This is a genomic window from Candidatus Stoquefichus massiliensis AP9 (genome assembly GCF_000455285.1).
Classification (GTDB): Bacteria; Bacillota_I; Bacilli_A; order Erysipelotrichales; family Coprobacillaceae; genus Stoquefichus; species Stoquefichus massiliensis.
Genome location: NZ_HG005287.1, coordinates 250214 through 262682, shown reverse-complemented (window position 1 = coordinate 262682; position 12469 = coordinate 250214). Strand labels below are relative to the sequence as shown.

The window sequence follows — 12469 nt, the reverse complement described above, 5'->3', positions numbered from 1 at the left end:
GAAATAAGGTGATTATATGGTAACAATTAAAGATATAGCAAAAAAATTAAATTTAGGAGTATCGACTGTTTCCATGGCTTTAAATGGAAATTCTAAAATCAAAGAAGAAACAAGAACTCTCGTTTTGAATGCTGCAAGAGAATTAGGATATGTGAAGAATGGTCTTGCTGTGGATTTACAGCAAGGTCATTCTAAACTTATTTTATTAGTTGTTGAAGATGCTTCTCGACCTTTCTTTTCTAAGGTTATTGATTTTATTCAAAGAAGAGTAGCTTATCATAATTTTGATTTATTAATTTCAACAACATATCTTAAACATGATCATACAGCAAAAAAATATATATCTGAACATCGTGCAGCAGGAGCTATCATTTATACAGTGAATATTGATGATGATTTTATATTACAGTATGCTTCACCTGACTTTCCTATTATTGTCATGGGAAGGGAAATACAGGGAGACTATGTGAAATCATTGCCACAATTCAATTCTAAACATGATAAATCATGCAAGATTACAGAATATTTGTTGCAACATCATTTTTCTAAGATTGCCTTTGTATTAGGGTCTTTAGATACATTAGGATCAATTAGGCGATTAGAAAATTATTTACAATCATTACATCGTGCACATTTGGATATTGATGAGAGTAAGTTGTTTTATGCTGAAGCCAGTACTTATGAAGCAGGTTATGAAGTGACAAAAACAATGATAGATTGTATCCATCAAGGAGAGATTGATTCAATTATATATGCCAATGATGATATTGCGATTGGTGGGTTATTATGTTTAACTGATCATGGAATTAAAGTTCCAGATGATATATCTATTATTGGTGGAACCAATTTGGTTCAATCAAAGTTTGTCAAACCTGCATTGAGTACTTTAGGTTCTAGTGATGAGTCATTGTCATATCATTATGCAGTAGATTATTTGGTTGCATCAATACTAAAACAAGATGTTTCTATTGTTGAGCAAGAATATCATGAGAGATTTGAGAATCATAAAGAAGTCATTATAGAAAGAGAAACAGTAAAACTCCTAAAGAAAGGAGAATAAGTATGAAAGCCATAATGGTCATGTTTGATACATTAACAAGAAATTATCTTTCAACTTATGGAAATGATTGGTGTCATACACCCAATTTCAAAAGATTAGAAGAGAAATGTTGTGTGATGGATAGGTTTTATGGTGGCAGTATGCCATGTATGCCAGCGAGACGAGAACTTCATACTGGGAAATATAATTTTTTGCATAGAAGTTGGGGACCATTGGAACCGTTCGATTTTTCGGTCGTTGAAGCACTGAGTGCTGCAGGGATTTATACCCATCTTTGTACAGATCATTCACATTATTTTGAGGATGGTGGATGTACTTATCATAATCGATATTCTTCTTGGGAAGGGTTTAGAGGACAAGAAGGGGATCGTTGGATACCACGTTTAAATGTACAAACGCCAGACGTATCAAAATATGGTAAAAAAGGAATATCAGTGACTCAGCATGCTGCAAATAAATTAGCACAGCGAGTAGAAGAAGATATGTCATCTGTTAAGACTTTTCATGCTGGTATGAAATTTATTGAGGAAAATAAAGATAATGATAACTGGTTTTTAACTATTGAATCATTTGACCCTCATGAACCTTTCTATGTTCCAGATAAATATCGAAAAATGTATGATCTTCCTGATGAAGTGGAATTAAATTGGCCAGCATATATGCCAATGGATGATGATTTAGATGTCAGTGCGTTGCGAAAAGAATATGCTTCTTTAATTGCAATGTGTGATACTTATTTAGGAAAAGTTCTGGATATGATGGATGCATATCATATGTGGGATGATACTATGTTAATTGTCAATACGGATCATGGATTCTTGTTAGGAGAACACAATTATTTAGGAAAGAACTTCTGGCCAATGCATCAGGAAATCATTCATATACCTTTTTATATTCATGTTCCTAAGCAATCCATAGGGAGAAGAGATGCTTTATGTCAAACTATTGATATTGCACCGACACTATTAGATTATTTTGGATTAGAAAAACCTGAGAATATGGAAGGAAAATCTTTATTGCCAGTGGTGAAAGAAAATCAAAAAATTCATGATTATGCATTGTTTGGAATGCATGGTGGACATGTCAATATTACAGATGGTGATTATGTTTATATGAAAGCAAGTCATGATAAGACGAACCAGCCTTTTGTAGAATGCACACTGATGCCAACTCAAATGCGTAGTTTCTTTCCAAAAGATGTTTTAGAAACAATGCAAATTGTTGATGGTGATCAATTGAGTCATGGAATTCCTTATTTAAAAATGAGAGGGAAATCATATATGCAGTCTTATCTGTTTGGAAATCTCCTATTTGATGTGAGAGAAAAAGAAATACAAATTGATAATCAAGAAATCCAAAATCGATTAGAAAATGCTATGATCGATATGATGAAAGCTGTTGATGCACCACAAGAAGAATTTAAGCGTTTAGGATTGAATCATTGATAAAGGAGGAACTATCTTGAAATCCATTCATTTATTAATTAAACCTGCTTCATCTTTATGTCAGATGGAATGTCGTTATTGTTTTTATAAAGATGTTGCTAGGCATAGAAAAGAATATGATGCCATAATCATGAAACATGAAACAGTTGATGAGCTTATCAAAAAAGCTTGTGATTATGTTGGTGAAAATGGTTTGATAACTTTTGGATTTCAAGGTGGCGAACCGACTTTGGCAGGTCTTGAATTTTTTCAATATTTTTGTCAAAAAGTAGATGAAATCAAATTAAAAACTCAAAAAAGACAATATTTAATACAAACAAATGCTATAGCAGTGACTCAAGAATGGTGTGACTTATTTGTAAAATATCATTTTTTAGTTGGTGTTTCATTAGATGGATATAAAGATAACCATGATTATTTTCGAACAATAGATCAAAAAGCGTCTTTTTCTTCCGTTATCAAATTTATAGATCTATTGAAGAAAAATAAGATTGATTTTAATATCTTAACAGTCCTCACGAATCAACTTGCTAAACACCCTCAAAAAGTCTATCAATTCTATAAAAAACAAAACTTTGAATATATTCAATTCATTCCCTGTTTACCTGATTTTGACTATGAAAATCCTTATGCCTTAGATAGTCATTTATTTGCAGAATTCTATAAACAACTCTTTAAACTATGGATCAAAGATTATCAATCAGGTTACTATATGCATATCACTCTCTTTGAAGATTTGCTTGCCATATTACACAGACAAGCTCCAATGACATGTGGTATGATGGGACAGTGTCAGCCTAACTTTATTATTGAAGCCAATGGGATGGCTTATCCATGTGATTTTTATGCTTTAGATGAATATAAAATTGGAAATGTGCTTGAAAATGATTTTCAAGAGATGGCAAAGCATAAAATTTTCTTGAACTTCTCTCGTATTGTTAATGAACAAATGGATATATGTAAGTCATGTCAGTTTATTTCCTTTTGTCATGGAAACTGTAAAAGAATGAGGGATGTTTATGTTCAAAATGAGTATTGTGGATATCAGGATCTATTAAAAAGTCTATTACCAAAATTGTATTCATTATAAAAACCCAGAATTTCTGGGTTTTTTATGTTAACTGATGATTAGGAATTGCTTTAGGTATTAATTTTTGATATGTTTTTTGAATCCAATCTTTTGTAAAACCATTTTTATAGTGATAATGTGTTTTTTCTAATTCTTGTGTATATTGGTCATAAGGAACGAGTTTGAAGTTCTTGAGTTTTTTATCATAGTAATTGATAATAGGAATATATTGAATGTCTTCAATAGATAAGTGATCATTGTCTTTTTTGATATCTAAAGTGACCATCATGGAAACATTATAAGCATTCTTAAATTCCTGGTTTGTTCTATCAACAATATGATCAGCTGAAACAAAGTTTCCTAATGAATACATACAAAGCGTTTTATTGTTGTTGATCCATTCCATTGTTTGTGAACAATGGGGATGATTGCCAATAATGATATCAACACCTAAATCACTGATAAATTTTGAGACTTCTTTTTGTTGTGCTGAAATATCGTATGTGAATTCAGTTCCCCAATGCATCATTGCAATTAAGACATCACAGTTCTTTCTTGTTTCAGTAATTTCTTTTGTGAGTAAATCTTTATATTCTTGTGTAAATTGACGATTGCTTGGCTGATTAAAGAGACTAATCTTATGCTGATTTTGTTTACTTACAATCTGATTCGTTGCATATGTATAAGCAACATAGCCAAATTTAATACCATTAATTGTTTGATACCTTCCTTGTTTACGATCTTCTTCATTTTTATATGTTCCAACAGATAAGATGTTTTTCTCTTGTAAGAATTTGAGTGTGTTATCGATACCTTTATTGCCTCTATCATTTGCATGATTATTGGCAGTCGAAACCACTTCTAAATCTAAAGATGCAACTTGTTCACCAATTTCTTTAGAAGCATTAAAAGAATAACCTACTCCAGAAGTTTTTAATTCAGTTCCTCCAATTGGTGTCTCTAAATTGGCAATAGATAAGTCATCTTTTTGAAAATAAGGTCTCACAAGATCATAATAACCTTTATCTTGAGAATCATTTTCTATCCAATCATAATAGGGTTGTTCATATAATAGATCACCAACAAATGTACAATGAACATTTGTTGATTTCGTTTCAATTGTTTTATCGGTTTCTTGGCTTTGACAAGCAGTAAGAAGAAGCAAAAAACATAAACATATTTTTTTCATAATCATCACCATATTTATTGTAGAATAAAGTCGAACCGAAAACAAGATTTTTAAAATATGAAAATAACTTTCATGTTGTGAAAATTATTATGTGAAAAAAGAAACAATCTATATAATAGAAGAAAATAGAAGGAGGAATAAAATATGAGTTTTCCAAAAGGATTTTATTGGGGAGGGGCAACTGCTGCTAACCAACTAGAAGGTGGATGGCAAGAAGGTGGAAAAGGTGTTTCTTGTCCTGATGTTTGTACAGGTGGTACTGCTACCACAAGTAAAAGAATTACACCAGTATTGGAGGAAGGAACTTTTTATCCATCACATGATGCAATTGATCATTATCATAGATATAAAGAGGATATTGCTTTATTTGCTGAAATGGGATTTAAAATGTATCGTTTTTCTATCGCATGGACTAGAATTTTTCCAAATGGAGATGAAAGTGAACCTAATGAAGCAGGTTTGAAATTTTATGAAAATCTCATTGATGAATGTTTAAAATATAACATTGAACCATTGATTACAATTTCTCATTATGAAGTTCCATTCAATTTAACAAAGAAATGGAATTCTTGGGCAGATAGAAGAATGATTGATTGTTATTTGAATTTCTGTAAAGCGATTTTTACACGTTATAAAGGAAAAGTCAAATATTGGTTAACATTTAATGAAATTAACTCTGCAACTGCTAAGATGGGAGCTTTCTTATCTCAAGGTATTTTAAATGAAATTAAAGCAATGGAATTTATGGATCAGGTAGATGTAGCAAATAATCGTTTCCAAGGTTTACATCATCAGTTTATTGCAAGTGCTTTGGCTGTTAAGATGGCTCATGAAATTGACCCAGATTATCAATTAGGATGTATGCAAATTATGGCAACGAGCTATGGTTTAACATGTAACCCTGCTGATCAGATTGCTAATCAGCAACAAAATCATTTAATGAACTGGTTCTGTAGTGATGTACAATGTCGTGGAAAATATCCAAATTATATAAAAAGATACTTTAAAGAAAACAATATCACAGTAAAAAAAGAACCAGGTGATGATGAAATCTTAGCGGCTGGACCTGTTGATTTCTATACATGTTCATATTATATGTCAAATTGTCAAACTGCTGATCCTGAAAAACAAAAAGCTGGTAAAGGAAATATCTTAGGTGGCGTTCCTAATCCTTATTTAAAAGCGAGCGATTGGGGATGGCAAATTGATCCTGAAGGATTACGTTATTCATTAAATGAAATCTATGATCGTTATCAATTACCAATCTTTGTTGTTGAAAATGGATTAGGTGCTTATGATAAGATTGATGAAGATGGTAAGGTGAGAGATGATTATCGTATTGATTATTTAAGAAGTCATATTGAACAAATGCATGAAGCTGTACTAGATGGTGTTGATTTAAGAGGATACACACCTTGGGGATGTATTGATTTAGTATCCGCATCAACTGGTGAAATGGCTAAACGTTATGGATTTATCTTTGTTGAAAGATATGATGATGGTACTGGTGATTTTGCAAGAAGAAGAAAAGAATCTTTCTATTGGTATAAGAAAGTTATTGAAACAAATGGTGAAGATTTAGGATAGAGTTTTCTATCCTTTTCTTTTGGTTGAAATATCATTGTCATTTGGTAAAATATATTTATAAGAAATGAGGATAGAATATGATTGAACAGGCAAAGTTACATGATCAAGAAGAAATTTATCAGTTAATATGTATATTAGAAGACAAAGAAATCAATAAAGATCATTTCATGAAAGTGTTTCAGAATGGACTTGAAAACAATGATGTTGAAATGTTGGTTTACAAAAAAGAAAATCAAATATTAGGGTTTATCAGTCTTTATATCCATCATTATTTACATCATGATGATGATACAGGAGAAATTGTAGAATTGGTTGTAAAACCAAATTATCGGGGATTACGTATTGGTGAACGTTTAATCACGAGAATTGAAGAGTTTGCAAAAGAATGTCATTTAGAACAAATTGAACTTTCAACTTCAACATATCGTAAGAAAGCACATCAATTCTATGAAGCACATGGATATAAAAAAGATCATTATAATTACACGAAAGATTTAAAATTGTAACATTGATGTAAGGATTATCAGTTAAAATAAATATATCAAGGTGGAGTTTTTTAACTCCACTTTTCACACAAAAGGAGATGATTTATGTGATATCAGTTATTATGGTAGAAGATGATATGGCATTAGGAACAGAGTTAAAGAAAATGTTAGAATATTTTCAATATCATGTTCAATGGTTTCAAAATGGAAAAGATGCACTCAATTATAGTCGCTATGAAAAAGCAGATATCTATCTTTTAGATATCATGTTACCAGATATATCGGGGTTTGATCTATGTGCAAGCATAAGAGAAAAAACTGGTTCTCCGATTATTATCTTAACAGCCTTAGATAATGAAAAAGATATCATATATGGTTTTGAAAAGGGAGCTAATGATTATGTTATAAAACCATTTTCTTTCAATATATTACATATGCGTATAAGAGCATTATTAAATCTTTATCAAAGAAAAAATGATCATAGAATCATATGTCATGATCTTATAATAGATTTAAATAATCATGTGATAATGAAAAATCAAGAAGAAATAAAATTAAGAAAAATAGAATTTGAAATCTTAAATATCTTAATAAAGAATGCAGGAAAGATCTGCCAACGTGATTATTTATTAGAATGTTTATATGCATTTGAAGATATTGACCCTTCTACATTGACAGTCCATATGTCAAGATTAAGAAAGGCAATTGGAAAATCATATATAGAAACTGTTTATGGATTTGGATATCGCTGGATAGGAGAGATTGATGTGTATGATAAATAAAAAATATTTGATTATTATGAATATAGGAGTTCTTATCATATGTGCTGCTTTCACTTATTTTATGATTTTTATTCAGCATAAAGATTATGAGTATATGTTTTTATCACAGGTTGGTTATTTATATACAGATAAATCATCTGGTGTAGAAGACTACTTTAATCAAAATTTTGCTGAGGATAACGATTATTATCAGCATGGAAAGGAAATTATTATACAGAGTAGTTATCAAAAAAATTATCAGTATTTTATCAATGAACATCTCAAGGACAGTGATAGAAATAGAGTTTTCATTGGTATAAGCATCTATTTATTTATAACAAGTTTAATGATTTTATATAACTATCACTTTAAAAAGTATCAAAAATTAATCAATGATAATATTTATAATACTGAAAACCAATTACCAATAACAATTACTTATCCTTTGAATATATCATTTCAAAAACATCAACAATACATTCAATACCAAATAGATAAAATAACCAAAGAAAAAGAATTTATGTATCAATTTATAATGGACGTTACACATCAATTAAAAACACCGTTATCATCATTACAACTCATGATTGAAAATCAAAAATATGAAAAACAATTGGATGCATCAAAACTAGAAAATCAAATACAGAAAATGAATACAATAATGACTCAGTTATTAAATCAAGGAAAACTTCAAGCGGGGAAGATTGAAATGCATATTGAAAAGAACTGTTTTGAAGAACTTATTGATGATATGATGAGTGATTTAGATGAACTCTTATATTCTTATCAAATTGAACTGGAAGTAGAATGTTTAGCAGATATAGGATATTATGATAGTTATTGGTTAAAAGAGGCTATAGAAAATATAATCAAGAATTGTATTGAGCATTCTAAACCCCAACAGTCTATTGAACTCAAGGTAAAAAAAGATTCTCAAATTAATATATCTATTCGTGATTATGCAGGTGGAATTGCAGACTTAAATCATCTTTTTGAACGTTATTATACAACAGATTATGTTAAGGGAGTGGGGTTAGGACTTTATTTAAGCCATCTTATTATTTCTAAGCATTTTGGAGAATTGAAAGTGGAAAATATTGAATCTGGAACTCTATTTATAATCAATATACCTGATCAGTTAATTATGTAATAAAAATGCAAGGATTGTTTTGTATAGTATGGATAGGGGGGGTGAAATGATATGCATATTATTGAGATCAAAGATATTAAACATCAATATGGACAAGAGAAAGTTCTTAGGGGCATTAATTTATGTATTGATAGAGGTGAGTATTTAGCTATTATTGGGAAAAGTGGAAGTGGAAAAACAACTTTATTAAATATTGCAGGTGGTATGCTTGAACCAACTCATGGTCATGTTTATATTGATCATCAGGATATTTTTTCAATGTCCCAAAAAGATAGAAAAATCTTTATGAGAGATAGGGTTGCATGTATTTTTCAGGACTATCATTTGATTGAAGAATTCACTGTGTATGAGAATATACAGCTTCCATTCTACATTAAAAAAGAAGATTATGACCAACAGTATTTTCATGATTTATTAAAGTTAATGGATATCGAAGATATTCTTGATAAGTTTCCTGAACAATTATCAGGTGGACAAAAACAGCGAGTATGTGCATTGCGTGCGATACTACAAAAACCAGATATTTTATTATGTGATGAACCAACAGGTAACCTTGATCAAAAAAATACTCAAGAACTTTTACAAATACTCAAGACTTGTCATTCACAATTTCATCAGACTATTTTACTTGTAACACATGACTTAGATATTGCGAGATCTATGAATAGAATGATAAGGATTAAGGATGGTATCATCGATTTTGATCAAGCGGGTGATCAAGATGTTTAAATTAATAATAACTAACTTGAAAGCTTATCGTAAGGCTTACCAGCACTATTGTATTCTTATTGTTACAACGCTATTATTATGTTTTTGTGCAATTATAGGTGTTTATTCATATCAGGAATTTCAACAGAATCAGCGACAAGAATTATATGGGAAGTATCACGGTGCAATCTACCATATTCAATTAGAAAATTTAAAAACACTGCAACATAATCAAATGATTGATCAGGTCAATATTTCAAAAAATTATGGGAATGTTATGAAAGATGGAGTTCTATTAGGACAATTAGGCGAATATGAGAATACTGAACTCATGAAGATAAGGATGTATAAGGGTAGGATGCCAGAAAACAAACAAGAAATTGTGATGGAAATGAGTTTGTTGGATCAGTTAAAAATAAGTTATGATTTAAATCAAACAATTGATTTAAAAATTGATCATCAAACCTATTCATTTCAATTAGTAGGAATCTGTTATAATTTTTCCCATCTTCATAAAACAGATGATCAAATGATGGTTAACATTATCACAAAAGGCTTTGATGTTAAGGATAGGAATTGTTATTTTACATTGAAGGATGGTTTCTTAGATTCTTTGCCAGATTTTACATTATATGGCGAACACTTTATAACAAATGATTATACTTATATATCTTTAAATGATAATCAGTCCCCATATTTTCTACTTGTCTTCTATATTGTTATCTTTGCCTTTATAGCTATGGGTAGTATTTCTAGATATATGTATCAGACAAGAATGAAGCAATTATCTATTATGTATCAATTAGGTTTATTAAAAAGTCAATTAATACTTATGTTATGGATTGAAAAAACAATCGTCTTTATCTTATCGGTGATATCATCTCTTATTATCATATGTTTGATCACTTTATGTTTACAATTCTATCAATATCCAATTATCATACCTTATTCAAAATTAATAGATATTATTCTCATTTATATTCTTTTGCATTGTATATTGTCATTGATGGACACTATTCAAATGAATCATAATCCTGTCAAAAAAGTCAAAGTTATAAAAAGAAAAAGAAAACCTATAAATCAGTGGCGTATTCTTTATATTTTTAATCGAACTTATCCATTTCGATTTATTATACGTTGTCTTTTGATTGCGTCTTCTTTATCTATATGTGCTATAGGTTTCATTGATGTCTATCATCAGTATCAAGATTATCATTTTATGAAAGAAACATATCAGTATCAGTATTCTTATGGTGATTTAGCTATGCCGTACGAAAATAAGAATGGAATGACATTACAAGAGTATCAGCAATTACAAGGTGTTTATGGAGTTAAACAAATCAATTCAATAAGTCAATCTCCATACTATCCTATCTCTTATAAAGGAGATCAAAGTGAGTATGCACAATTTATTAAAAATGAAGTCATGTCACTTTACTCAGGACAACAAGAATTATTAGGATCACTATATGGTATTAGTGATTCATTATTTGATGAATATCAATCATTCGTACAAGTAGGTCAAATCACCAAAGAAGAATTTCAAAGCAATCATGTTATTTTACATCTACCGACTTATTATCAATATCAAGATGGCTGGAAAACAATTTATGATGCACAAAGAGATAAGAACTATTCAAAAATGTATAAAGAAGAAATGATTCATATTGGAGATCAAATCACAATTAATCATCAATCTTTAACAATATCAGCGATTATTTATGATGATGTAGAATCATGGTATGGTAATATTAGCCGACCTTATGGAATGATATGTAATCAAAATCTTTACCAGAAGATAACAGATCTTGATACTTATCAGTTTGTGAGTATTGAAACATATGATCATATTAATTTTGAACAGACTGAAGCAGAATTAAGTCGTATTCATATGAATGATATGACTTTAACTAATGATCATCATGAAAGAGAAACAATTCTATTAAATATGTGGACATCATTGTTTGTCACATCAATAATATTGAGTACTATCCTTATTGGATTTAAGATAGTTTTTATCTATTTGAATCAAAGCTATGAAAGAACTATGAATAAATATTATAAAGTTATGAATGCATTAGGTGCTTCGCAACAACAATTAAATCAAATAGACAGAACAAATGAAATAATTATATATTTACTTGCCTTGTTAATAAGTTTCATCATGGTTTGTCTTTGGATACAAAATTATTATTTAACAGATATCATTGGAATAGAAGGCTTTCATCTTTTGCATATTTTAAAAAATTATATTTTTGATATACCAATTTATTTATGGATAGGTTTATTCATAGTAAATGGCTTGTTGTTTAAGACAAGAAAAAGCTCATCAAAATAATTGATGAGTTTTTAAATCGCTTGATCGTTTGTTATATCACCATCACCAGATACAGGAATTGTATCACCAAGATATGTTGGTTCTGGTTTAAAAATGCAAGTGATAAAATCTTTGCATCTGGCTGCAACTTCACGTATATCACGCATTGTCTGACCACTATATTCTCTTGGATTAGATGCAACGCCTACAGCTTCAAGTCCTAACTGATTGGCGATATATAAAGCTCTGTATAAATGATAATCCTGTGTGACAATAATTATCTTTTTTGCCTGAAAGATTTCCTTAGCACGATAGAGACTTTCATATGTAGAGAAACCTGCATGATCCATAAAGATATCTGATGAAGGAACACCTTTATCCATTGTAAACTTTTTCATAACACCTACTTCATTGTAATCAGCTTTACCATGATCTCCACTCATAATGATTTTAGGAGCTTTTTTCTCATTGTATAAAGAGATTGCTTGTTCTAGTCTATCATTGAGCATAGGTGTTGGTTTGTTATTTCTGATACCAGCGCCTAAAACAAGAATACAGTCTGCATTTTCCATTTCACTTGTCATTTGTTTTTGGGTTGATTGACACATATATATATTTATACCAGCAATACTCATGACTCCCACAAGTATCATTATCAATATAATCATAAGTCCTCTTTTTATCATATTCATTATTAT

General features: G+C 29.9%; 11 protein-coding genes. 9 read left to right on the top strand and 2 right to left on the bottom strand.

Annotated features, from left to right (window positions below; all coding sequences use genetic code 11):
* The first annotated feature begins 16 nt into the window (after positions 1-16).
* The 3 genes from BN350_RS07310 to BN350_RS07300 are packed head-to-tail and all read left to right on the top strand — an operon-like array spanning position 17 to position 3595.
* Positions 17-1060, top strand: coding sequence for a LacI family DNA-binding transcriptional regulator (locus tag BN350_RS07310; RefSeq protein ID WP_028043010.1), 1044 nt, complete (start codon positions 17-19; stop codon positions 1058-1060).
* A gap of 2 nt (positions 1061-1062) precedes the next feature.
* Entirely contained in the window at positions 1063-2505 is a 1443-nt protein-coding gene (locus BN350_RS07305; protein ID WP_028043009.1) for a sulfatase, read from the top strand.
* Between the two features lie 16 nt (positions 2506-2521).
* The gene (locus BN350_RS07300) at positions 2522-3595 is read left to right on the top strand and encodes a radical SAM/SPASM domain-containing protein (protein ID WP_028043008.1); all 1074 of its coding nucleotides are present in this window, start codon (positions 2522-2524) and stop codon (positions 3593-3595) included.
* A gap of 22 nt (positions 3596-3617) precedes the next feature.
* Here BN350_RS07300 and BN350_RS07295 read toward each other — a convergent pair whose 3' ends face one another.
* Entirely contained in the window at positions 3618-4763 is a 1146-nt protein-coding gene (locus tag BN350_RS07295) for a CapA family protein (RefSeq protein ID WP_231385246.1), read from the bottom strand.
* 144 nt (positions 4764-4907) lie between these two features.
* Between BN350_RS07295 and BN350_RS07290 the strand changes: the two genes are divergently transcribed.
* The 6 genes from BN350_RS07290 to BN350_RS07265 all read left to right on the top strand — a co-directional run bounded on the left by BN350_RS07290 (position 4908) and on the right by BN350_RS07265 (position 11792).
* The gene (locus BN350_RS07290; protein ID WP_028043006.1) at positions 4908-6350 is read left to right on the top strand and encodes a glycoside hydrolase family 1 protein; all 1443 of its coding nucleotides are present in this window, start codon (positions 4908-4910) and stop codon (positions 6348-6350) included.
* Between the two features lie 77 nt (positions 6351-6427).
* Complete coding sequence (locus BN350_RS07285) at positions 6428-6856, top strand: GNAT family N-acetyltransferase (RefSeq protein WP_028043005.1); 429 nt, start codon at positions 6428-6430, stop codon at positions 6854-6856.
* An 86-nt stretch (positions 6857-6942) separates the two neighbouring features.
* Positions 6943-7617: a response regulator transcription factor gene (locus tag BN350_RS07280; protein WP_049945532.1), complete on the top strand. Its 675-nt coding sequence runs from the start codon at positions 6943-6945 to the stop codon at positions 7615-7617.
* A complete protein-coding gene (locus BN350_RS07275; protein ID WP_187117109.1) occupies positions 7607-8746 on the top strand; it encodes a sensor histidine kinase in 1140 nt (379 codons plus the stop codon). Before BN350_RS07280 ends, BN350_RS07275 begins: the two co-directional genes overlap by 11 nt.
* 51 nt (positions 8747-8797) lie before the next feature.
* On the top strand, positions 8798-9475 hold the full coding sequence (locus BN350_RS07270; protein WP_028043002.1) for an ABC transporter ATP-binding protein: 678 nt from the start codon (positions 8798-8800) through the stop codon (positions 9473-9475).
* A complete protein-coding gene (locus tag BN350_RS07265; RefSeq protein WP_028043001.1) occupies positions 9468-11792 on the top strand; it encodes an FtsX-like permease family protein in 2325 nt (774 codons plus the stop codon). The genes BN350_RS07270 and BN350_RS07265 overlap by 8 nt, the downstream gene beginning before the upstream one ends.
* A gap of 11 nt (positions 11793-11803) precedes the next feature.
* Here the strand turns inward: BN350_RS07265 and BN350_RS07260 are convergent.
* On the bottom strand, positions 11804-12469 hold a 666-nt coding region (locus tag BN350_RS07260; RefSeq protein WP_231385245.1), incomplete at its 5' end, for a SanA/YdcF family protein.